Genomic DNA, 22,353 nt, shown 5'->3' with positions numbered 1-22,353 from the left:
AATCCGATCAGGATAACTTGTGATTGTTCAGATGGAGGAAACAACGAGTGAATATTAAAAAAGTTAAAACCGGTATTATCGCTGCCGCCGTAGGCATGGCCTGCCTGGTATCCACGCCGGCTGTCATGGCCGCGGAGAGCCAGTTCATCGGTTCTCTGGTCTATCGCACCGGCCCCTATGCGCCGGGCGGTATCCCCTGGGCTGATGGCTTCGCCGATTACATCAACCTGCTCAACGAGCGTGATGGTGGCATCAACGGCGTCAAGCTCAATCTGGAAGAGTGCGACACCGCCTACAACACCGACAAGGGCGTGGAGTGTTATGAACGGCTGAAGGGCAACGGACCCACCGGGATGCCGGCGGTGATGCCGCTCTCCACCGGTATCACCTATGCCCTGCTGGACCGCGTGGTGGCCGACAAGATCCCGCTCATCACTTCCGGTTACGGCCGTGCTGACGGTTCCGATGGGACCATCTTCCCTTACGTCTTCGTACCGCCGGCAACTTACTGGGGTGGCGCGGATATTGCCATCAACTACATCTCCCAGCAGGAAGGCGGGTACGGCAACCTGAAGGGCAAGAAGATCGCCCTGGTCTACCATGACTCCGCCTATGGCAAGGAGCCGATCAAGACCCTCGAAGCGTTGGCTGCCCAGCATGGCTTCAACCTCACCCTGTTCCCGGTACCGCACCCCGGACTGGAACAGAAATCGACCTGGCTGAAGATCGGTCGGCAGCTGCGTCCGGACTATGTCCTGATGTGGGGCTGGGGCGTGATGAACGCCACCGCCATCAAGGAGGCGGCGGCGGTCAATTTTCCGCGTGAGAAATTCATCGGTGTCTGGTGGTCAGGCAACGATGCCGACATGGTGCCGGCCGGCGACGCGGCGGTGGGTTACAAATCCCTGCAGTTCAACGGTGTAGGTGCTGACTTCGATGTGCACAAGATGATCAAGCAGGTGCTCTACGCCAACGGCAAGGGTTCCGCCAAGTCCGAGGCGGGTATCGGTGAGGTGGCCTACAACCGGGGCGTACAGAGTGCGGTCATCCTTACCGAGGCCCTGCAGGGCGCCATGAACGAGTTTGGCAACAAACCGGTCACCGGTGAACAGGTACAGTGGGCCCTGGATCGTCTCGACATCGACGAGGCACGCCTGAAGGCGATCGGCGCCGAGGGTCTGTTCGACCCGATCAAGCTGAGCTGTGCCGACCATCTGGGCAAGGGACGCGCCAAGATGACCCAGTGGGATGGTACCCAGTGGAAGGCGATCAGCGACTGGATCGAGCCTAACAACGAGATGCTTGGCGCCATGTACAAGGAATCCGCGGCGGCCTACGCCAAGGAGAAAGGCATCACCCCGCGTGCGTGTAACTGATCGCGGTTAGCGGTGGCGTAATTCCACCGCACGAGGTCCCCGCGGCCGTGACGGCCGCGGGGACATCTCCCCACACACAGAGATTGAACAGGCACGGCATGACTGACAAAGCAACTGCCTTTTTAGAGGTCAACAACATCGAGGTGATCTACGATCACGTCATCCTGGTGCTGAAGGGGGTCTCCCTGGAGGTGCCGAAAGGTGGCATCGTCGCCCTGCTCGGTGCCAACGGTGCGGGCAAGTCCACCACTCTCAAGGCGATATCCAACCTGCTTGGCGCGGAACGCGGGGATGTCACCAAGGGCAACATCCTCTACAAGGGGGAGGCGGTCGAGAGCCTGAATCCTTCGGACCTGGTAAAACGCGGCGTCATTCAGGTGATGGAGGGGCGTCACTGCTTCGAACACCTGACCATTGAAGAGAATCTGCTCACCGGCGCCTATACCCGCCGTGACGGGCGCAAGGCGATCGCCCAGAGCCTGGAACTGATCTACAACTATTTTCCCCGACTGCGCGAACGCCGCAGCAGTCAGGCCGGTTACACCTCCGGCGGCGAGCAACAGATGTGCGCCATCGGCCGCGCCATGCTGGCGCAACCGGAGATGATTCTGCTGGACGAACCCTCCATGGGGCTGGCGCCCCAGCTGGTGGAAGAGATCTTCGAGATCGTCAAGAAATTGAATCAAAACGAAGGGGTCAGCTTCCTGCTGGCCGAACAGAATACCAATGTCGCCCTGCGTTATTCCGACTATGGCTACATCATGGAAAACGGGCGCGTGGTCATGGAAGGCAACGCCAAAGAGCTCGGCGAGAATGAGGATGTCAAGGAGTTCTATCTGGGCCTCTCCAGCGAGGGTCGCAAGAGCTTCCGCGACGTCAAGAACTACCGCCGCCGTAAGCGCTGGCTGGCATAGCCGATATCGGCGTGGCGGCGCGTGATCGCCACGGAATCCATCGGAGACAATTGTAGGGTTCGCGCAAGAATAAATCCGTAGTACCGAGGGCGTTCCTGGACCCCGCTGGCAAGACACGCTTTGCAGGCAATGGCTGTTCCCTTGGCAAAAAGCGTAACGCCGCCAGCGGGGTCCAGGGGCGATCGAATACAGGAACTTATTCTTGCGCGAGCGCTTAGCGGTATGTGGCATGGATACCCGCCACAGCGCCCAAGGCAGCCCGCGGCAAATGCAAAGGTCGTTTGCCCTGATCGGAAAATCACACCAGGCAGGCAGTACCATGACAAACTATTACGATGAACTGGAAACCCGGGATCCCCGGACACGGCAGCGGGCACTGATCAAGTCGGTCGCCGCGCAGGTCGACCATGCCAAGGCCGAGGCCCCGGCCTATGGCCGGATCCTGGCCGATTTTGATCCGGCCGAAATCACCTCAGCGGAAGCGGTGGCCCGGTTGCCGCTTACCCGCAAGTCATCGCTGATTGAGCTGCAGCAGAGTACCAGGCCTTTGGGCGGCATGGCGGCGATCAAGTCACCCAACCTGGCCTATCTGTTCGCCTCTCCGGGTCCGATTTACGAGCCGGGCTCGAAACGGCACGACTCCTGGCGTTTCGCGCGGGCCCTGTTTGCCGCCGGATTCCGCACCGGCGAGTTGGTGCATAACTGCTTCTCCTACCATTTCGTTCCGGCCGGCGCCATGCTCGACAGCGGCGCCCACGCCCTGGGTTGCACGGTAATCCCCGCCGGGGTCGGCCAGACAGAGCTGCAGGTGCAGACCATCGCCGACCTGCGGCCGGACGGCTACGTGGGTACCCCCTCGTTTCTCAAGATCATCCTGGAAAAGGCGGATGAGATGGGGGCGGACGTCAGCAGCCTGAAGAAGGCGCTGGTCTCGGGCGAGGCGTTGCCGCCGCCATTACGCGCGGGATTCAACAAACGGGGCATCCAGGTCCTGCAGTGCTACGCCACCGCCGATCTTGGCGTCATTGCCTATGAAACCGAGGCCATGGAGGGTCTGGTGATCGATGAGGGGGTCTATGTGGAGATCGTCCGTCCCGGCACCGGTGAACCGGTGGCCGATGGCGATGTGGGCGAGGTGGTGGTCACCAGCCTCAACCCGGACTATCCGCTGATCCGCTTCGCCACCGGCGATCTCTCGGCCATCCTGCCGGGAATCAGCCCCTGTGGCCGCACCAACCGGCGCATCAAGGGCTGGATGGGTCGCGCCGATCAGACCGCCAAGGTGCGGGGCATGTTCATCCATCCGGAGCAGGTGGATCGGGTGATCAAGCGCCACCCGCAGATCCGCAAGGCGCGCCTGCTGGTCGACTGGGTCAATGAGAGCGACCAGATCACCCTGCAGTACGAAGCGGAGAGCCCATCGCCGGAACTTGACAAGGCGATCGCCGAGAGTATCCGGGATATTTGCAAAGTCCGCGGCGAAACCCGCTGCATGTCCCCCAATAGCCTGCCAAACGACGGCAAGGTGATAGACGACATCCGGAAATACGACTGAGCCCAATACTACTTAGTTAAGGGTAAAACTCCCGTCATCCCGGCGCAGGCCGGAGGAGTGGTGCAGGGATGCACCGTTTACGGACCTAAGAATGGCATCCATATCCACCAATGGTGGTCGCTTCTCTGGATTCCGGCCTGCGCCGGAATGACGATCCACTTGCTTTCAGGGGAATAGCCTGCCTAATTAAGTGCCATTCACGACTGAGCCGAATTGTTCCCACGGCAGATAGGTGGCGGCCCGGATGCGACCGCCACCGCCCAAACAGAAACAACCGACAGGATGCCGGTGAGGCACGAACCGCATCGTTCGCCGGCCTTTGGGGTGATGCGGTTCGCAAGCTCACCGGCATCCTACAGTGGTTGGGAGCATTACATGTTTGTCCGGAGGGGCGGGTGCCAGCCCCTCCACCATGAATTAAGGACCATGGTGAAATACTCCCCACTGGTAAAACCAGGCAGGGGTGGAATCATGGCATCCGGCGGTTCTTGTCTCACACCGAATGTAGGGTTGATATATTCATTGCACTGCAATAAAAGTACAGGCTGACTATTTTTCTGGCAAAATGGCGCAATGAAAAACCAAAGCTTTCTCGCCGGCTATCGGGTGCTGGATCTGTCCCAGTATATCCCCGGCCCGTTCGCCACCCGGATGCTCTCCGACCTGGGTGCCGACGTGATCAAGGTGGAACCGCCTCGCGGCGATCCGATGCGCAACTTCATGCTCTCGGACAACGCCACCCCTTCGGCGCTCTATCGGCACCTGAATCGCGGCAAGCGGGTGGTCCGGCTGGATCTGAAATCGGATCAGGGCAAGGCCGAACTGAGCCGGTTGCTGAAACAGGCCGATGTATTGTTGGAATCGTTCCGTCCCGGGGTGATGGACCGTCTCGGTTTTGACCGCACCCGGCTGGAACTGCTGAATCCGCAACTGGTCCATTGCGCCCTCTCCGGGTTCGGACAGAACGGCCCCTACCGCGATCACGCCGGACACGACCTGACCTATTGCGCGGCCAGCGGTGCGCTGAGCGCCACCGGCACCCTCGACCAGCCGATGATCATCTTTCCGCCGCTCGCGGATCATGCCGGGGCCATGCAGGCGGTGACGGCGATCCAGTCGGCCCTGTTGGGGCGGGCCAACAGCGGCAAGGGGGCGTTCATTGACATCAGCCTGTTCGATTCGGCCATGGCCTGGCAATATCTCGGATTGAGCGAAGCGGAAGAGAAGGCCGGTACGCAACGGGAACGGTTGCTGCTGAACGGCGGTGCCGCCTGCTACAACATCTACCAGACGGCGGACAACCAGTTCCTCGCCCTGGCACCGCTGGAGGCCAAGTTCTGGCGCGCTTTCTGCGAGGCGGTGGATCGTTCGGCCTGGATCCCCCGGCAGTTGGAGACCATGCCCCAGACCGCGCTGATCGGCGAACTGAGCGAGCTGTTCCTCTCCCAGCCGCTGGAACACTGGCAACATCTGCTGGGTGACGTCGACTGCTGTTTTGAGACCATCCCCACCCTGGATCAGGCGAAGCACCACCCGCAGGTGGAGGCCCGGGGACTGCTGAATGATTGGGAACCGGCGTATCCGGCCTGGATCAACGGTGCGCCCTGCCGCCTGCCCCATCGACTGCTGGAGATCGGGGATGGGGAGAGTGTGGAGTGGCTGCCTGACCAGTTATGATGGAACCCCAACGGGCCTGAAATTCGTTATTGAACCGCGAAAGACACGAAAGTCTCCAAAAGACTATCCGTATTCATTTGCGTTCATTCCATCCTTAGGTCCGTAAACGGTGCATTGCATCCTCGGCTCCGTTATCGGTACATCCCTGTACCACTCCTCGCGGCTGACAATTTCGCGATATGGCCTGGCCAACGGGTGATCAAGTATGTCCCAATAGCCATAACTACTCACGGGATGATTGGCCTGCCTTGCTGGCCGATCTTGATGGCGCCTCGAATCCGACCCTTTTTTCAGATTCAAGCCTGCCCTTGTCTGAGCGAAGCGAGTTTGGGCAGGCGCTGAAAAATGGGCCGGATTCGAGGAGGCAAGCCATCGTGTGAGGCCGGCAAGGCAGGCCAATCACTTACAGACCGGGTGAGTAGTTACCTATAGCCGATGTCCCAGCTTGCGCAGATGCTGTCGCACATTCTGCTCGGCCAAGGGTATCAGTTTCCGGTTGATGCCACGGTAGAGACTCTTGACGATCCGATCCAGGTCATCTCCCTGCTCCATCAGCGCCTGGATCTGCGCCTCCCGCTCCCGGCGATGCTGCAGGGTCTTCTCCAGCAGATGGGTACCGCCGATCGGGATGCCATGGGACGAGACGATCGCCCGGGGCTGCAGGTCGATAATGCGCTGCAGGGTATCGAAGTAGTCCTGCATATTGCCTTCCGGTTCGGGGATCACCACCGTGGCCAGCGGTTGTACCAGGTCCGCCACGAAGAACCAGGACATGTCCGTGGGTGCCAGCCCGATCATGCCGTCATCGTGTCCGGGCAGTTCGTAGCAGTGCACATCCCGCCCCAGCCAGCGGGTCAGCCGGGTCCCCTCCTCCACGGGTACGAACTCGATGCCGTCCAGGTAGTCGGCACCGTTATGCTGCAGCAGGTACTCGCGGGTTTTGACCGAGATGAGCATCGGCAGCCCCAAGCGCCGGGCAATCTCGGGTGAACGTTCATGATGATCCCGGTGGTGGTGAGTGATCAGGATGCCATCCACCGGATAGCGCTCCAGGGTATTGAACAGCAGTCCCAGCACCTCGTCCGAGGCCGGGGCCGGGTCCACCAGATAGCGCGGCGCCCCGCCGTCACCGACGATCAGGGCATAGGTATATTCGGCCGGCGGCAGGGTGTTGGAGCGGGTGGGTATGTAACCGAGACCGCGGATCATCTCCAGGTAGGCCAGTTCGCGCTGTTCATCGTAGTCGAGGCTGAACGGCTCGATCACGCTGGTGGTGATGTCCTCGGCCAGTGCCCGGGCGGTGCGCATGATCGGCACCACCATCATCCCCTGGCCGGTCTCGTAGCGCTCCAGGAACGCCTCGCGGTGCAGCCAGTCCGACCAGGCAATCTCGTCGCTGGCTGGCGTAAACGTCGGCTTGGAGCGTAGCACAATCTTGTAGTAGTGGGCGTGGAAGCGCACCGGTTCGAAAGATGGAGTGGCGGCGATCCCAATCAACTCGATTCGCTCCACTTGATCCTGTTCGAGAGCCTGTTCCAGGTCGAAAGACAATTCCTCGTCCAGTTCCCGTATCAGGGCACGGATGCGTTCCGGTCGAAACCCGGCAAGGTGCGGGTGACTGTAACTGAAACCGGCATCCTCCTCGTCCACCTTGCCGCCGGGAAAGGCGTAATAGCCGGGAAAGGCGCGCAGGTAGTCCTGGCGTCTGATGACAAACACCTCATCCCCATGTACTAGTACGGCAGTTACGGCATCACGCATGACAACATCCCAATCCAGGTTTGTTGCAGATGATACCATAGGCACCCGCCGGCGGGTTCAATCACCCACTAAACTGATGGTTAATGCTAGTACTTGTAGGGTGGATAAGCTTGCGCATCCACCGCCCCCGGGCCGATATCGCTGCGAGGCGCCGCTCCTACAGGTCGATTTTTACCATGACCGGGTTAATAACAAACCAACCGAAAGTTTCTGTGGACCCAGGACGGTCGGGCAGCGTTGTCGGCCGCGAGGAGTGGTACAGGGATGTACCGATAACGGAGCCGAGGATGCAATGCACCGTTTACGGACCTAAGGATGGAATGAACGGGAATACTCTCCTGCCCGAATGCCCCCTCCCCTGGCGCGGCATGGTCTCCTACCGCCCCGGGCTCTTTGGCAGCCAGCCACCAGTGGCCTGCAACGGGCGTTGGCTGTCCGGTTCGCTGACCCAGGCGACCAGGGCATGGCGAGTGGCCCCGGTCGGCCGAATCTCCGGCAGTGACGCCTGCCAGCTGAGATCCGCGGAGTCGCTTGCATTCAGCCCGACCACGACAAACTCATGGGCCAGTTCACGGCCCCGGTTCTCCCCGGCCGCCACCTCGCTGGTCAGGCCGAAGGCCAGGACCGCCAGGTGCAGGCGCAAGGCCCCGGGCGGTTGTCCCAGCGCTTCGAAGCGGGCCCTGATCCGATCCCCGTCCAGTTCCAGTGACAGCGAGCCCACCCGCTCATCCGCCTCCGCCGGCCGTTGGTTCAACCAGCGCCGCCACTCCTTGCCGTTCAGCAGCATCCCCGGTGTATAGACGGTGCGGATGCCGCCCTCCCGCTGATAGCGGTACTGGCGATCGGAAAAACGTGCCTCGGCGAAACGATCTTTCCAGCCGATGTAGTCCCAGTAGTCCACATGAAAGGCCAGCGGGATCACCCGACTCCACAGCCCCTTCTCCTGGAGAAACCCATTCAGCCAAGCCTCCGCCGGCGGACAACTGCTGCAGCCTTCGGAGGTGTAGAGCTCCACCAGGTTGACCCGTCGTTCACCACTGGCGATCCGCAGGGTGTCGGCCGCCAGTGCCGTACCCGCGAGCGCCATACCCGCGAGCAGGGTCGCCACCAGCAGCCCGGCTCCGGTCCACGCCTTTATCTTCATCATCGGTAACTTACTCCCCCGGTCTGTAAGTGATTGGCCTGCCTTGTTGGCCGATCTTGACCCAGCCATCACGTGAGGCCGGCAAGGTAGGCCAATCACCCCATGAGTAGTTACCATCAGCGCTCCTCCTTCAGCAGCCGCTGCGCGCGCTGGATCGGCACGAGCCGCCGCAGCAGGTCTCCCAGTTTCGCCCGGGTCCGAGGTGGAATCCTGAACAACATCAGGCCCAGGAACAGCGCCAGGTAGAGCAGCGGCGACAGGGTATCCGCCTTCACCAGCCAGAGGTAGTGCAGCACCCCGCCGAGACCGCACAGATAGACCAGCCGGTGCAGCCGCTTCCAGCGCTTGCCACCGAGCAGCCGGATGATCCGGTTGTGCGAGGTGGCCGCCAGGGGAATCAGCAGCACAAAGGCGCTGAATCCGACCGTCACATAGGGACGCTTGACCACATCCGCCAGGATCGCGGCCAAATCAAGACTGTGGTCCAGCACGGCGTAGGTGGCGAAATGGAGCAAGGCATAAAAAAAGCTGTAGAGGCCGGTCATGCGCCGCAGGCGCACAAACTCATTGATTCCAGTTACCTTGCAGAGCGGCGTGATGGCCAGGGTGAGCAGCAGCAGGCGCAACGCCCAGAGGCCGGTCTGGTAGGTGATGGTCTCCACCGGGTTGGCCCCCAGATTGTCCGTGATGCCGCGCCCTGTCAGCAGCGCCAGGGGTACCAGCAGCAGGACAAACAGGGCCGGCTTGAGCAGCCGGGTGATGATCTGTGCACGCGTCATAGTAGCCGGTCTCTATCAAAAATATTGCTTCAGATCCATGCCGCTGTAGAGCGACGCCACCTGCTCGGCGTAGCCGTTGAACATCAGGGTCTCCTGCTTCAGCCAGTTGCCGATGCGCCGCTCCTTCTTCTGGCTCCAGCGCAGGTGATCCACGTTGGGGTTCACATTGGAGTAGAAACCATACTCGTTCGGCTGCACCTGATTCCAGGTACAGACCGGCTGCTCCTCGGTGAAGCTGATACGCACGATCGACTTGATGCTCTTGAAGCCGTACTTCCAGGGTACCACCAGGCGCAGCGGCGCACCGTTTTGATTCGGCAATTCGGCACCGTACATGCCGACTGCCAGCATCGCCAGCGGATGCATCGCCTCGTCCATGCGCAACCCCTCGCGATAGGGCCACTTGAGTACCTGGCGCTTCTGCCCGGGCATCCGCTCAGGATCGTGCAGGGTATAAAAGGCCACATACTTCGCCCTGGAGGTAGGCTGGAAGCGCTTCAGCGCGTCCCCCAGGGAGAACCCCACCCAGGGGATCACCATCGACCAGGCCTCGACACAGCGCAGCCGGTAGATGCGCTCCTCCAGGGGATGGGGGCGCAGAAAGTCCTCCAGGTCATAGCTGCCGGGCTTTTCACAAGCTCCGTCCACCACCACCGACCAGGGCCGGGGGACGAAGGACTGAGCATTCTCCTTCGGGTCGCTCTTGCCGGTGCCGAATTCGTAAAAGTTGTTGTAACTGGTGGCGTCCTCGTATTCGGTCAGTTTCTCATCGATGCTGAACGGGCTCTTGCGCAGTTCGGGGAATGGTCGGCGGTCGGGCGCCTCGGCCCAGGAGTTTTTCGCCCAGGGCAGACCGGCCAGCGTCGCTGCGACACCGACCCCCAACAGACCGCTGTCACGGATGAACCGGCGGCGCTCCAGGTAGGTGGCCTGGTCGGTGATCTCGGAAGGTTTGATGGCCTCGGGTCTTTTGATCAGCATATTATCATTCCCATATCGGTGAGCCGGTGTTTAATCAAGTATGGGGGAGACTATGCGGAAAACGAATGACGCGGACATCACCCAATGATCACAATTTGATAACATCGCCGTTTGGCGAGCAATACCGTTCTGTCCGGGTCCGTTGTTTTAGCCGTGAGGAGTTCCACGTTCCCACGCTCCGCGTGGAAACGCGTACCAAACCGGGCGCTACACTGACTTTCACGAAATTCGATTCGTGAATACACATAAACACCATGAAAGCGCTGGTCAAGCTTCGTAGAGTGGGCACGTCTTCTGTGCCCACGCTGTTATAACGTGGTATGCATTCCCACGCTCTGAGACTGTGAAAGAATTGCCAAATGACGCGAAAAGGGGGGTACCCAAACCCTTCCCGAGATGGCGATCGCCTTACTACGGGCTTCTCAGGCGGTCAATTTTTTTGCCGCGTTGATCAGCCTGAATACTTTCACAGTCTCGGAGCGTGGGAACGAGTCACAGGAACCACGGATAGACACAGATTCACACAGATAGGAGATCAGAGTTCTGAATCCGTGTTTATCTGTGTGAATCCGTGGTTTCCTCGTTCCCACGCTCCGCGTGGAAACGCGTACCAAACCGGGCGCTATACTGATTTCATCATAGAACTTGATTCCGGGATCCACATGAACACGATGAAGGCGTTGGTCAAGGCAGAGGCAAAACCCGGCATCTGGCTGCAGGAGGTGCCCCTGCCCAAGGTCGGGATCAATGACGTACTAATCAGGATAAAGCGCACCGCCATCTGCGGCACCGATATCCATATCTACAACTGGGACAGCTGGGCGCAAAAAACCATCCCGGTACCCATGGTGGTAGGCCACGAGTTCGTCGGCGAGATCGTCGAGGTGGGGAGCAATGTCAATGACTTCAAGCCGGGGGAGATCGTCTCCGGCGAGGGCCATGTGGTGTGCGGACGCTGCCGCAACTGCATGGCCGGCCGCCGCCACCTGTGCGCCCACACCAGCGGCGTGGGGGTCAACCGCACCGGCGCCTTCGCCGAGTACCTGGCCCTGCCCATGTCCAATGTCTGGGAACACCGCCCCGGCATCGATCTGGACGTGGCCGCCATCTTCGACCCGTTCGGCAACGCGGTGCACACCGCCCTGCAGTTCGACTTGCTGGGCGAGGATGTGCTGATCACCGGGGCCGGACCGATCGGCGCCATGGCGGCGGCCGTCTGCAAGCATGCCGGCGCCCGCCACGTGGTGATTACCGACGTCAACCCCTGGCGCCTGGAACTGGCGAAACGGCTGGGAGCGGACCGCACGGTGGATGTGCGCCACGAGAGCCTGGAGCAGGTGAAACAGGAGCTGAACATGAGCGAGGGCTTCGACGTGGGGCTGGAGATGTCCGGCAATGCCGACGCCTTTAACCAGATGATCAGTCACATGTGCCACGGCGGCAAGATCGCCCTGCTGGGGATCGTCGGTGAAGAGACCCGAATCGACTGGAACACGGTGATCTTCAACATGCTCACCATCAAGGGGGTGTATGGCCGGGAGATGTACGAGACCTGGTACAAGATGTCTGTTTTCATCGAGGCGGGACTGGATATCTCTCCGGTGATCACCCACCACTACCCCTACACGGATTTCCAGGCCGGCTTCGACGCCATGCTGTCAGGCCAGTCGGGCAAGGTGATACTGAACTGGGAAGACCAGTAGGTCACCTTCCCAATCGATCTGATTGTAGAGTGGATAAGCGACAGCGCATCCACCGCGGCATTGGTGGATGCGCCTACCGGCTTATCCACCCTACAAAACCGGGAGGAGCAGGAGACATCATGTACGGACAATTTCAGCAACATCTGCAGCAGCAGCTCGACGCGATCCGCACCGCCGGACTGTACAAGGACGAACGGATCATCTCCTCACCCCAGGGGGCCCATGTCTCGGTCGAGCAGGGCGCCGAGATCATCAACCTGTGCGCCAACAACTACCTGGGCCTGGCCCAGCACCCGAGGATCCGCGAGGCCGCCGCCCGGGGGCTGGAGACCTGGGGTTACGGGCTCGCCTCGGTGCGCTTCATCTGCGGCACCCAGACCATCCACAAGACCCTGGAACAGCGGCTGAGCCGCTTCCTCGGCATGCAGGAGACCATCCTCTACCCCTCCTGCTTCGACGCCAACGGCGGCCTGTTCGAGACCCTGCTGGGCGAGGAGGATGCGGTGATCTCCGACGAGCTGAACCACGCCTCGATCATCGACGGCGTCCGGCTCTGCCGCGCCCGGCGCTACCGCTACAAGAACAACGACATGGAAGATCTGGAGCGGCAGCTGCGCCGGGCGGAGGCCGATGGTGCCCGCTTCAAGCTGATCACCACCGACGGCGTCTTCTCCATGGACGGCTACTACGCCCAGCTGGACAAGATCTGCGACCTGGCGGAGCGCTACCCGGCGCTGGTGCATTTCGATGACAGCCATGCCGTCGGCTTTGTCGGCGAGCGCGGGCGCGGCAGTCACGAGCACTGCCGCTGCATGGAGCGGGTGGATATCACCACCGGTACTCTGGGCAAGGCCCTGGGGGGCGCCAGCGGCGGCTATACCAGCGGCCGTCGCGAGATCGTGGAACTGCTGCGCCAGCGCTCCCGTCCCTACCTGTTTTCCAACACCGTGGCCCCGCCGGTGGTGGCCGGCGCCATCGCCGCCCTCGACCTGCTGGAGGAGTCCGGCGAACTGCGCGAGCGGCTGCAGCAGAACACCCGCCTGTTCCGCGACGGCCTGGAACGCGCCGGATTCGATCTGTTGCCGGGCAGCCACCCGATCGTCCCGATCATGCTCTACGAGGCACCCAAGGCAGCGGAGTTTGCCCGCCGCATGCTGGATCAGGGGATCTACGTGGTGGCCTTCTCCTACCCGGTGGTCCCGCAAGGCCGGGCGCGCATCCGCACCCAGATCTCGGCGGCCCATACCACGGAAGACCTGGAGTTCGCCATCGCGGCGTTCAGCCGGGTCAAGACGGAGATGGGTATTTAGGAGAAAGCACGTTCGTAGGGTGGGTTAGGCGCGCCCTGCTCAGGGGTGGCCGTTTGCATTGCACTGCGCGCGCGCCGTAACCCACCGTCTGGCGGCTGCGGAGTCGGGGGGTTGGCGCCGCGGCGAGTCAACTAATCGCGCGCATGAAGTCGCCTGAGCAGTTCATAGGCCTCGCGGATCTCGATGAAGCGCCCCGGCTCGCCCCCCTTGTCGGGGTGGTGCAGGGTAATCAGTTGCCGGTATCGGCGCTGGATGCCTGCCCAGGTGATCGTCTCGCACCCGGCCAGTCCAAGCAGGGCCAACGCCTCGGCCTGGCGGTCGACGGCGTGGTAGCGATCCCAGAACCCCTGTAGCAGGGCGGCCACGTCGGCCGCCGAGGTCTGATGCAGATTGTCCCAGTCCAGGTAATAACGGCGCAGCGCCTCGTCGCTGGCAAGCTCCCCCTCGGCAGGGCCGTCACGCTCCGCACCGGCTACCAGCACAATCAACAGCGGATCGATCCGCAGGACCAGGCCCTCTTCCCGCAGCAGCCCCTGTAACTGGTAGAGGGCATTCATCACCAGGAAGTGTTTGCGGAACAGCGCCAGATCAGTCCCCTTTGCCGTCCCCTTCCCGGCAAAGGCCGCATCCCGCCGCTGCAATCGTTTGATCAGTTCATGCTCGCTCAAACCCGCGGGCGAGTCTCGCAGCAGCGACAGGATGGGGGTAATCAGCGGGTTGTTATGCATGGTGCTATTATCCATACTTTCAACTTAGGGCTCGCGCAAGAATAATTCCGTAGTACCGAGGGCGTTCCTGGACCCCGCTGGCAAGGCACGCTTTGCAGGCAATGGCCGCTCCCGGCCATCCATGGCCTCCGCGGCATAAGTCCATCCTTGGACAAAGCTGTTTCCTTGCCAAAAAGCGTAACGCCGCCAGCGGGGTCCAGGGGCGACCAAATACCGGAACTTATTCTTGCGCGGGTCCTTAGTTCCATACCCGATGGGAATGACCACATGTGCACCCTGGTAATCCTGTTTCGCCCCGAACAGCGCTGGCCGCTGCTGCTCGCTGGCAATCGCGACGAGATGCGCGATCGCCCCTCCGCCCCGCCCGGCCGCCACTGGCCGGCGCAACCGGGGGTGATAGCCGGCCTGGACCACCTGGGGGGCGGCACCTGGTTGGGGATCAACCGGGAGGGGGTGGTGGCCACGGTAATGAACCGGGAGGGCACCCTGGGGCCGGCGGAAGGAAAGAGGAGCCGTGGCGATCTGGTACTGCAGGCGCTGCGGCATGCCACGGCGAAAAAGGCGTTGCAGGCACTGCAGTCGATCGACCCCGGCAACTATCGCGCCTTTAACCTGTTTGTCGGCGACCGGCGGCGCTGTTACTGGCTGCGTAACCGGGACGCCGCGGAGAGCGATCGTCTGGAGGCCTTTCCCATCGAGCCGGGACTGCACATGCTCTGTTCCAGGGAGCTGGATGACACCAGCCATCCACGCATCCAGTTCTGGCTGCCCCTGTTCCGCTCGGCCATGCCACCGGTACCGGAACAGCAGGCGTGGGGCGAATGGATACAGCTGCTCGCCGGCCGCCTGAATACCCGACTGGCCCATCCCCATGCCGCCATGAACATGGACCTGCCCACCGGCTTCGCCACCGTCTCCTGCTCCCTGATAGCCCTCCCCCGGTCAGCGGGCCGGGAACGCCCGGTCTGGCACTATGCCGACGGCGCGCCGGATCGGGCGGAGTTTTCGCCGGTGCGGATGACGGAGTGAGCGTGGCGCCAGCTCGCCCCGGCGACCTCCAGGGCAGTTTCATGCTTCCGGAACCAGGTGGACGCTTTGCGGTTGATCTGGAGCAACCAGCTGTCGATCGATCGCCGTCCGCGCCCAACCCGGATAAATCGCAACTATAGTTAAAAAAAGAGACCAAGACCGATCCCCGAGGACGTGGATGTGGACCCGACAGACAGCTCACTGATACAGATTATCGCCCGCTACTATTCGCCCTTTGCACTGCCTCGCCAGGTTCCCGAAAGGCACGCCAGCCGGGGCGAGCGGGAGCGGGTTCGTCGCATCAACCTGCTGCAGATCCGCCCGTTAATGCGGTGTTATATCTTCCGATCCGGTCAACTGGTCGTGGGCTGCTTCGTCGCCTCGCTGCTGTTCGCCAGCCTGCTGCCGTTCCCACTCCTGGCCATCGCCGCGAGCATCGGTGTCATTCTCGCGGTCCTGCACACGGTCCTGCTGATCTTCCTGCAGCAATGGGCCAATGATATCGCCGCCCGGGAGGGGCAGAAAACCGACAAGACCGAACATTAGTACTACTTCAATTTGATAAAGTACAAGGGTGGATAAGCGACAGCGCATGCCACCCTACGAAGCTCACATCATCTTCGTATACGACATCGGGTTCAGGCCGCCAGCGGCTAGAATGGCGCATGTTTGGGTGTCCGGGGAAACGGGATGGCGTCGCGGATGTTCTCCATGCCGGTCACATAGTTGACCACCCGTTCGAAGCCCATGCCGAAACCGGCATGGGGCACGGTGCCGTAGCGGCGCAGATCCCGGTACCACTCCATATCCCCCTGGATGCCAAGCTGGGCAATCCGCCGGTCCAGCACCTCCAGGCGCTCCTCGCGCTGACTGCCGCCGATGATCTCGCCGATGCCCGGGACCAGCACATCCATGGCCGCCACCGTCTTCTCGTCGTCATTGAGGCGCATGTAGAACGCCTTGATGGCGGCCGGGTAGTTCATCAGGATCACCGGCCGGCCGACATGCCGCTCCGCCAGGTACTGCTCATGTTCCGACTGCAGATCCAGTCCCCATTCGAGGGGGAACTCAAATGCCTGTCCGCTGCTGCACAGGATGTCGATGGCATCGCTATACTCCATGTACTCAAAATCGCTCTGCACCACCGACTCTAGCCGTTCTATGGCCTGCGGATCGATGCGTTGGGCGAAGAAGGCTATGTCATCCTGGCGTTCATCCAGCACCGATTGGAAGATGTATTTGAGGAAATCCTCGGCCAGCCGGGCGTTGTCGTGCAGATCGGCGAAGGCGACCTCCGGCTCCACCATCCAGAACTCGGCCAGGTGCCGGCTGGTATTGGAATTCTCCGCGCGGAAGGTGGGGCCGAAGGTGTAGACCTTGCTCAGCGCCAGGGCATAGGCCTCGGCATTGAGCTGGCCGGAGACGGTCAGAAACGCCTCGCGGCCGAAGAAATCCCGCTCGAAATCGACCGCGCCGCCCGCGCCTCTCGGCAGATTGTTCAGATCCAGGGTACTGACCCGAAACAGCTCGCCCGCCCCCTCACAGTCACTGGCGGTGATAATGGGGGTGTTGACCCAGTGGTATCCCCGTTCATGGAAGTAGCGATGGATGGCGTTTGCCAGCGTCGTGCGCACCCGGGAGATGGCGCCGAAGGCGTTGGTGCGGGGCCGCAAATGGGCCACCTGGCGCAGGTACTCGAAGGTGTGGCGCTTCTTGGCCACGGGGTAGGTATCGGGGTCGTCCACCCAGCCGACGACGGACAGGGCGGTGGCCTGGATCTCCAGGGCCTGTCCCTTGCCGGCCGACTCGCTGAGCACACCGCTGATCTCGACGGCGCAGCCGGTGGTGATCTTCAGCACCTCGCCGGTGTAATTCGGCAAGCTGCTGGGCACCACCGCCTGGATGGCATCGAAACAGGAGCCGTCGTAGACATTGACGAAGGAGATGCCGGCCTTGGAGTCGCGCCGCGAGCGCACCCAGCCGCGCACGGTCACGTCACTGCCGATGGCTGTGTTACCTGCAAGCAGGGATTTGATATTGCGATTGTCCATTGTCATCTTCCGCATGATCTGGGTGAAGTCGTGTCGATGTTTTTTGCGCATCCCGCGGGTGGGGATTTCAGGATTATACACGGAGGATTGGCAAGGGTCAGCGAGGGGCGCCCCTGGAAAATCCGCGGCGGCGCGGGGCGGCGCAGTAGCGTTCAGGCATCCTGCCGCGCAGCCGAAGCTGCGGGTTGACTACCCGGCAGACGCTGCTCGCCGATCGCCAGCAGCAGCTCCCTGGACTCATTCCGCAGCTGCGTGGCCAACGCGGTACCTCTGGGCCGGGTGACAAGAAAGGAGTCCAATGCACGCGCCGCGCGGGTGGCATTCGGCCACTCCCCCTTGCGGGCATACTCCAATGCCACCCCGGTGAAATAGCGACTGGCGGCCGTGAGCTGAAAATCTATGATTTTCTGTTGCAATGCGGTTCGCTCCGAAGCCGACACGCGCCCCAGGGTCTGACCATTGAGCAGGCCGTAAATCTCGTTCAGGCCTATCACATAGCGGTTAAACGAATCAACCGAGGTGATGGCGGCGGAATTGACCGAGGTGGCGCCCTCCGGTTCGCTCCGGGCCAGCTCTTCCGCCTGCATGACCTGCCGGTTGATCCCGGATTGCCGGGAATAAATCTGTCGAATCGTGATGTAGCGGGCGAGCAGTTCGTTACGCAACAGCTTGCCCATGCCGCTGGGAAGACCACCGCCGCGGGCCTTGTCCAGCGCCTCCTCGATCTGTCGTATACCGATCATCAGGCGTTGAACCGCAAGACGCTTGGCGGCCATATACTGCTCATACTTCTGTGCCAGACTGCCAACCAGCAACAACACTAGCAGCAGTCCACCAATCGCTATGAACAGGCGCAGATGGTCGGGTAGCAAATCCAGCATCGGCGTAACGCCCACTGAGTCGTTTCGATCAAAAACAGCAACGATGCGCAGGCGGATATCCGGCCGCCATCATCCTGTTAAGACTATTTCAGAATTTCCTGCAGCTTGGCCGCCAGCTCGGCCGGCTCGAATTTCGGCACATAGGCGTCGGCACCCACGCCACGCCCCAGCTCCTGGTTGGCATCGGCGGAAAGCGAGGAGTGCATAATGACCGGGATATCCGCCAGTCGAGGATCCTGCTTGATGTTCTTGGTCAGGACATAGCCGTCCATTTCCGGCATCTCCACGTCGGTAAGAATGATCTGTATGTAGTCACTGACCTTGCGGCCCGCGGCCGTGGCCCGGTCGGCCAGGTCTTGGATCTTCTCCCACGCCTCGGCGCCGTTGGACGCGCTCAGGTGCTTGACGCCGATATGGTTCAGAGTCCTGACGATCTGATCCCGGGCCACCGCGGAATCATCCGCAAACAGCACCGTTACGTCGTCCCGGGCGATCTTCTCGATGCCTTCAAACAGCTCCTCACCTTCACCGAAGCCAGAGGTCTTGGCCAATACCATCTCCACATCCATGATCATGACGATGCGCTTGTCGGAAAGTTCGGTCACCGCCGTGACCAGTCCGCCATGCCGCTGGGCCATCATATTGGGCGGGACCTTCACGTCCTCCCAGGCGAGCCGCACGATATTGTCCACCGAGTGCACCAGAAAGCCCTGCACGTTCTTGTTGTATTCGGTCACAATCAGGATGCTGGGTTTCTCCTCGGAATTAACGCCACAGAATTTCGGCAGGTTGATAATCGGGATCATGTTACCGCGCAGGCTCACCATGCCCTCTACCGAGGCAGGCATGTCCGGTGCCCGGGTGATCTCCGGTATATGCATCACTTCCCGCACCTTGAAGACATTGACTCCGAAAGTCTCCTCTCTGCCAGTGACCGCATCGCGCCCCAGGCTGAACAACAGCACCTCCAGCCGATTGGTGCCCGCCAGTTGTGTGCGACTGTCTACAGAATCAATGAAATTTGCCATTACTTACCGCCGATCAATGGGTTGAAGTGCTTTGCCTAGTCGTGCCTGAAAGGCCCCTGGTTTTAACTCCAGATGGTTAACATAGCGGCCGCACAGAGGATTGCTTTAGTTGAATCTACTTCCCCCCTACTGCATTAGTTAAATCACTGTTTTTACTATTGAATACCCAATGTAACCCCCGGTTTCAGGCCCTCCCTGAAGGGCGGGCTGTGCCCGCCGGCGGCGCCCACGGGGCGCCCTGTGACTATAACCGGTGAATCGGCCTGATCAGCGACCCGTCGCCATGGTGGATAACCGGGGGGGAGCGTACGCGTCCGGGCGCTGCATGGGTCATGCACGGCAGGGAATATTGCGAACCAATACGTTAAATTTTAACCTTGAATTGCCGCTATCTGGCTATCCTATGTATAAAGGTGACCACCGTGGGCGATTAGCCGATCAGGACAACTATGGAACTATCTGCGCAGCAAGCAGCACTGCTGGAGAAATACGACCGTCAGGACGTGTTGGGGCTCATCCGTCTGGTCGATCAGGTCAAGAGCGCCCCTGACTATATGGCGACTTATCGGCGGCTGCTCGCGAAGGGTAAATTGTCATCCTCCTCGGTCAAGCAGGAGCAGTTGGCGGCCGCTCTGATCAGCGAACTGGAGGATATCCTCAGATCCAGTCCCGAGCGATCCATCCAGGCCAACTATTTCGAGATCGGCGAACAGATCAGGAAAAAATTCGGCGAAGCGGCCACCGAGGTCTTTCTGGCGTCGAAAATGCCGGACGATTTCCTCACCGCCATCCGCCAGAATCCGGAACATGGCGACAGCAAGAAACTCTCCGACGATCTGGTGGATGAGTACAAGAACGCCCTCATCCGCATCGAGAAAGGTCGCCGAACCATCTCTGATCTGCTGCAACCCTACAGCAATTTCCCGCTGAAAAACGCCACAATCCTCAATGCCCAGTTCAACACCCTGTACAACCAGCTGCGATCGAATTACAAGTATCTTTCGGTCAAACCCTACCTGATGAAGATCGTCCAGTTGATGGGGGGGGAAGTGCATGGCCAGGAGAACAGCCCGACGGCGGAATCGGAACAGGCGGAGTTCAACCTGTTCAGGCACTACAAGTCGAGCGGCATCGAACCCACGCTGGCAACCCAGGTCTCGCTGCATCTGGCATTCATGAACCTGATGAAGTACATCAAAAAGCATCAACTGCTGGCGGATGAGGATTACACGGAAATCGCCAGTCAGGTCACTTATGTGCTGCAATACAAAGGTTCCGAGAACCTGTCGCCTAAGGCCCGCAAGATGTTCGACGAACTGCTGGAACAGATCAACAGGGATGAACCGGCCATACTCCGGAAACTGGCTGCCACCTTTGTCGACGAATATCTCTGCGCCGAAGAGCAGATGCGCATCCGCCATCGGATGATCGAATCCGAACTGGCCTTTACCAACGAATTCCTGAAACAGATTGCCCCCACCGCCGACAAACTCTCGGAGGAGCATGAGGCAAAGGTCAAGATTGCCCTGGAGAAGCTGGTCTGCCTGAAGGAGGTGTTCGAACTTTCCACCCGGCAAATGCAGAATGCGGCCACCAAGCCCTTCGCCGAGTTGGAGCGTGCCGCCTTCAGCATCTCCACCGCCCTGAGTCCGACCCAGCTGGCCAGCTGGATCAAGATCTATTCCATCCTCTTTTCCAATGCCACCCTGCTGTCACACAGCCGGGCCATTATGACCAAGGAGCGTGAAATAGAACTGGAAAAGATGCGCGGCCTGATTTCCGACCTCACCACCTATCACCTGATCCAGAATATCGCCCAACTGAAGGTGGTGGTGGATCGCTCCATCCTGGTTCCCGATGACGAGAAAGTCTCCCACTTCAAACAGTTCAGCGATGTCCTGAGAATAAAACTACAGGGTCTGATGGACCATGACAAACAGAAGGAGAAGTCGCTACGGGAGATGATCGATGAACTGGTGTTCCTGAAGAACGAGTCGGCCCAGTTCGTCATAGCCGAGACCTTCGCCGGATTCCAGGATATCGTCGACGCCTTCAACTCCGGCGTCAGCGACTACTTCGTGCGGGACAAAGAGGCGCTGCTGAAGGAGTCGCGCGCCCTGTATAACGAAATCTGCAATCAGTGTCTCAAGGGGGTCATCAAGCGCCCGATGCAGTTGCATCCTCACAAAGTTCACACCCCCACGGCGGAGAGAAAACGCTCCTGGCTCGGCCGCCTCTTCTCCTAGCGATGCGTCGATGCCTGTGATCAGCGACAGCATTCCGCGCACCGGGCCGGCGACGGTTTCACGCCAGCCCGCGTACCTCGTCGCTTCGGCCGCTGCTTCATCCACCGCCCTGCGAACGTGCCACCATGTATATCTATGCCGGTGACGCACTTGCACGCTACGGCTTCGGCGAGGGTCATCCGCTGGGGCCCGATCGCTTCAACGCCTTCTGGCAGGCCTTCCAGCACTCGGACCTGGTCGGGCGCTGCAGCATAAAGGCCCCGGTCCAGGGAACCGCCGAAGATGCACGGCTGTTCCACAGCGCCGAATATGTACGCCGGGTACGTCTGCTGTCCGAGCTGGGCGTGGGCATGCTGGACCCGGATACACCCATATTCCCCGGAATATATGAAACCGCCCTGGTGGTGGTCGGCACGGTACTGGATGCAGTGAACGAGATCATGCAGGGTCATACGGCGGAGGCGTTCGTGCCCATCGCCGGGCTGCACCATGCCAGCCGCACCTCCTCGGCCGGGTTCTGCGTATTCAACGACTGCGGTATTGCCATTGAGGCGCTGCGCCAACGGCACCGGGTCCGCCGGATACTCTATATCGATATCGACGCCCACCATGCCGACGGCGTCTTTTATGCCTTTGAGCAGGACCCCGATCTGCTGTTTATCGATGTGCATGAGGATGGCCGCTACCTCTATCCGGGTACCGGCAGTGAGAACGAATGCGGTAGCGGCGCGGCGCGCGGGTCCAAACTGAATATCCCCCTGCCGCCCGGCGCGACGGACGAGCTGTTTTTCAGCCACTGGCCGAAAATCGCCGGGGTCATGGAACGGCATCATCCTGAATTCATCATCCTGCAGTGCGGTGCCGACAGTCTGGCCGGTGATCCGATCACCCATCTGCAGTTCAGTGACCAGGTGCATTACCAGACGGCGAAACGCGTCCGCGACTACGCCCAGGCCACCTGCGGCGGCCGCATCCTGGCCCTGGGTGGCGGCGGCTACAACCGGGCGAATATCGCCCGCGCCTGGCTGCGCACGCTACACGGCCTGATTCCTGATCAGGATGGAAATTCGCCCGACTGAAGAATTATGTATATACTCAGAGCCGAATGGCACTTAATTAGGCAGTCTATTCCCGTGAAAGTAAGTGGATCGTCATTCCGGCGCAGGCCGGGATCCATTTCCACCAATGGT

At 60.8% G+C, this 22,353-nt stretch carries 18 protein-coding genes; 10 read left to right on the top strand and 8 right to left on the bottom strand.

Annotated features, from left to right (window positions below):
- The first annotated feature begins 47 nt into the window (after positions 1–47).
- The 4 genes from NPX02_RS15655 to NPX02_RS15640 all read left to right on the top strand — a co-directional run bounded on the left by NPX02_RS15655 (position 48) and on the right by NPX02_RS15640 (position 5,522).
- Positions 48–1,376 carry an ABC transporter substrate-binding protein gene (locus NPX02_RS15655; RefSeq protein ID WP_260294713.1) on the top strand — a complete coding sequence of 443 codons (1,329 nt, stop codon included), beginning with the start codon at positions 48–50 and terminating at the stop codon, positions 1,374–1,376.
- A 98-nt stretch (positions 1,377–1,474) separates the two neighbouring features.
- Positions 1,475–2,290: an ABC transporter ATP-binding protein gene (locus tag NPX02_RS15650; RefSeq protein WP_260294712.1), complete on the top strand. Its 816-nt coding sequence runs from the start codon at positions 1,475–1,477 to the stop codon at positions 2,288–2,290.
- A 319-nt stretch (positions 2,291–2,609) separates the two neighbouring features.
- Positions 2,610–3,845, top strand: coding sequence for a phenylacetate--CoA ligase family protein (locus NPX02_RS15645; protein WP_260294711.1), 1,236 nt, complete (start codon positions 2,610–2,612; stop codon positions 3,843–3,845).
- 573 nt (positions 3,846–4,418) lie between these two features.
- Positions 4,419–5,522, top strand: coding sequence for a CaiB/BaiF CoA transferase family protein (locus NPX02_RS15640; protein ID WP_260294710.1), 1,104 nt, complete (start codon positions 4,419–4,421; stop codon positions 5,520–5,522).
- Between the two features lie 426 nt (positions 5,523–5,948).
- On the opposite strand, the gene NPX02_RS15635 is transcribed toward NPX02_RS15640, so the two are convergent.
- From NPX02_RS15635 to msrP, 4 genes are all read right to left on the bottom strand, one after another.
- Positions 5,949–7,283, bottom strand: a complete 1,335-nt coding sequence (locus NPX02_RS15635; protein ID WP_260294709.1) for an MBL fold metallo-hydrolase — start codon at positions 7,281–7,283, stop codon at positions 5,949–5,951.
- A gap of 376 nt (positions 7,284–7,659) precedes the next feature.
- The gene (locus NPX02_RS15630; protein ID WP_260294708.1) at positions 7,660–8,430 is read right to left on the bottom strand and encodes a DUF1223 domain-containing protein; all 771 of its coding nucleotides are present in this window, start codon (positions 8,428–8,430) and stop codon (positions 7,660–7,662) included.
- 113 nt (positions 8,431–8,543) lie between these two features.
- A complete protein-coding gene (locus tag NPX02_RS15625; protein ID WP_260294706.1) occupies positions 8,544–9,206 on the bottom strand; it encodes a protein-methionine-sulfoxide reductase heme-binding subunit MsrQ in 663 nt (220 codons plus the stop codon).
- A 15-nt stretch (positions 9,207–9,221) separates the two neighbouring features.
- Positions 9,222–10,187: a protein-methionine-sulfoxide reductase catalytic subunit MsrP gene (gene msrP / locus NPX02_RS15620; protein ID WP_260294705.1), complete on the bottom strand. Its 966-nt coding sequence runs from the start codon at positions 10,185–10,187 to the stop codon at positions 9,222–9,224.
- Between the two features lie 662 nt (positions 10,188–10,849).
- Between msrP and tdh the strand changes: the two genes are divergently transcribed.
- Positions 10,850–11,890, top strand: coding sequence for an L-threonine 3-dehydrogenase (tdh, locus tag NPX02_RS15615; protein WP_470423647.1), 1,041 nt, complete (start codon positions 10,850–10,852; stop codon positions 11,888–11,890).
- Between the two features lie 119 nt (positions 11,891–12,009).
- Positions 12,010–13,200, top strand: coding sequence for a glycine C-acetyltransferase (locus NPX02_RS15610; RefSeq protein ID WP_260294704.1), 1,191 nt, complete (start codon positions 12,010–12,012; stop codon positions 13,198–13,200).
- 131 nt (positions 13,201–13,331) lie between these two features.
- Here the strand turns inward: NPX02_RS15610 and NPX02_RS15605 are convergent, their stop codons facing one another.
- The gene (locus NPX02_RS15605) at positions 13,332–13,928 is read right to left on the bottom strand and encodes a DNA-J related domain-containing protein (protein ID WP_260294703.1); all 597 of its coding nucleotides are present in this window, start codon (positions 13,926–13,928) and stop codon (positions 13,332–13,334) included.
- Positions 13,929–14,195: 267 nt separating this feature from the next.
- Between NPX02_RS15605 and NPX02_RS15600 the strand changes: the two genes are divergently transcribed.
- On the top strand, positions 14,196–14,957 hold the full coding sequence (locus NPX02_RS15600) for an NRDE family protein (RefSeq protein ID WP_260294702.1): 762 nt from the start codon (positions 14,196–14,198) through the stop codon (positions 14,955–14,957).
- A gap of 180 nt (positions 14,958–15,137) precedes the next feature.
- Positions 15,138–15,503, top strand: a complete 366-nt coding sequence (locus NPX02_RS15595; RefSeq protein WP_260294701.1) for a hypothetical protein — start codon at positions 15,138–15,140, stop codon at positions 15,501–15,503.
- A 107-nt stretch (positions 15,504–15,610) separates the two neighbouring features.
- Here NPX02_RS15595 and asnS read toward each other — a convergent pair whose 3' ends face one another.
- The 3 genes from asnS to NPX02_RS15580 form a co-directional block, all read right to left on the bottom strand.
- Positions 15,611–17,008, bottom strand: coding sequence for an asparagine--tRNA ligase (gene asnS, locus NPX02_RS15590; protein ID WP_260294700.1), 1,398 nt, complete (start codon positions 17,006–17,008; stop codon positions 15,611–15,613).
- 152 nt (positions 17,009–17,160) lie between these two features.
- Positions 17,161–17,889, bottom strand: coding sequence for a hypothetical protein (locus tag NPX02_RS15585; protein WP_260294699.1), 729 nt, complete (start codon positions 17,887–17,889; stop codon positions 17,161–17,163).
- A gap of 83 nt (positions 17,890–17,972) precedes the next feature.
- The gene (locus tag NPX02_RS15580; protein WP_260294698.1) at positions 17,973–18,917 is read right to left on the bottom strand and encodes a chemotaxis protein; all 945 of its coding nucleotides are present in this window, start codon (positions 18,915–18,917) and stop codon (positions 17,973–17,975) included.
- Between the two features lie 449 nt (positions 18,918–19,366).
- Here NPX02_RS15580 and NPX02_RS15575 point away from each other — a divergent pair, with 449 nt between their 5' ends.
- Together NPX02_RS15575 and NPX02_RS15570 are read left to right on the top strand one after the other, a co-directional pair.
- Positions 19,367–21,163: a hypothetical protein gene (locus NPX02_RS15575; protein ID WP_260294697.1), complete on the top strand. Its 1,797-nt coding sequence runs from the start codon at positions 19,367–19,369 to the stop codon at positions 21,161–21,163.
- Between the two features lie 125 nt (positions 21,164–21,288).
- Positions 21,289–22,242, top strand: a complete 954-nt coding sequence (locus NPX02_RS15570; RefSeq protein ID WP_260294696.1) for an arginase family protein — start codon at positions 21,289–21,291, stop codon at positions 22,240–22,242.
- Positions 22,243–22,353 lie beyond the last annotated feature (111 nt).

The organism is Sedimenticola hydrogenitrophicus (assembly GCF_025175675.1).
Classification (GTDB): Bacteria; Pseudomonadota; Gammaproteobacteria; order Chromatiales; family Chromatiaceae; genus Sedimenticola; species Sedimenticola hydrogenitrophicus.
Note: the sequence above shows the minus strand (reverse complement) of the source record. Positions and strands in the feature narration are given on the sequence as shown.

What these genes read in the sequence shown, in the direction of transcription:
- NPX02_RS15650 (WP_260294712.1), top strand. Translation starts at nt 1,475, where the DNA reads ATGACTGACAAAGCAACTGCCTTTTTAGAGGTCAACAACATCGAGGTG.
- NPX02_RS15645 (WP_260294711.1), top strand. Translation starts at nt 2,610, where the DNA reads ATGACAAACTATTACGATGAACTGGAAACCCGGGATCCCCGGACACGG.
- NPX02_RS15640 (WP_260294710.1), top strand. Translation starts at nt 4,419, where the DNA reads ATGAAAAACCAAAGCTTTCTCGCCGGCTATCGGGTGCTGGATCTGTCC.
- NPX02_RS15635 (WP_260294709.1), bottom strand. Translation starts at nt 7,283, where the DNA reads ATGCGTGATGCCGTAACTGCCGTACTAGTACATGGGGATGAGGTGTTT.
- NPX02_RS15630 (WP_260294708.1), bottom strand. Translation starts at nt 8,430, where the DNA reads ATGATGAAGATAAAGGCGTGGACCGGAGCCGGGCTGCTGGTGGCGACC.
- NPX02_RS15625 (WP_260294706.1), bottom strand. Translation starts at nt 9,206, where the DNA reads ATGACGCGTGCACAGATCATCACCCGGCTGCTCAAGCCGGCCCTGTTT.
- msrP (WP_260294705.1), bottom strand. Translation starts at nt 10,187, where the DNA reads ATGCTGATCAAAAGACCCGAGGCCATCAAACCTTCCGAGATCACCGAC.
- tdh (WP_470423647.1), top strand. Translation starts at nt 10,850, where the DNA reads ATGAACACGATGAAGGCGTTGGTCAAGGCAGAGGCAAAACCCGGCATC.
- NPX02_RS15610 (WP_260294704.1), top strand. Translation starts at nt 12,010, where the DNA reads ATGTACGGACAATTTCAGCAACATCTGCAGCAGCAGCTCGACGCGATC.
- NPX02_RS15605 (WP_260294703.1), bottom strand. Translation starts at nt 13,928, where the DNA reads ATGCATAACAACCCGCTGATTACCCCCATCCTGTCGCTGCTGCGAGAC.
- NPX02_RS15600 (WP_260294702.1), top strand. Translation starts at nt 14,196, where the DNA reads ATGTGCACCCTGGTAATCCTGTTTCGCCCCGAACAGCGCTGGCCGCTG.
- asnS (WP_260294700.1), bottom strand. Translation starts at nt 17,008, where the DNA reads ATGGACAATCGCAATATCAAATCCCTGCTTGCAGGTAACACAGCCATC.
- NPX02_RS15585 (WP_260294699.1), bottom strand. Translation starts at nt 17,889, where the DNA reads ATGCTGGATTTGCTACCCGACCATCTGCGCCTGTTCATAGCGATTGGT.
- NPX02_RS15580 (WP_260294698.1), bottom strand. Translation starts at nt 18,917, where the DNA reads ATGGCAAATTTCATTGATTCTGTAGACAGTCGCACACAACTGGCGGGC.
- NPX02_RS15575 (WP_260294697.1), top strand. Translation starts at nt 19,367, where the DNA reads ATGGAACTATCTGCGCAGCAAGCAGCACTGCTGGAGAAATACGACCGT.
- NPX02_RS15570 (WP_260294696.1), top strand. Translation starts at nt 21,289, where the DNA reads ATGTATATCTATGCCGGTGACGCACTTGCACGCTACGGCTTCGGCGAG.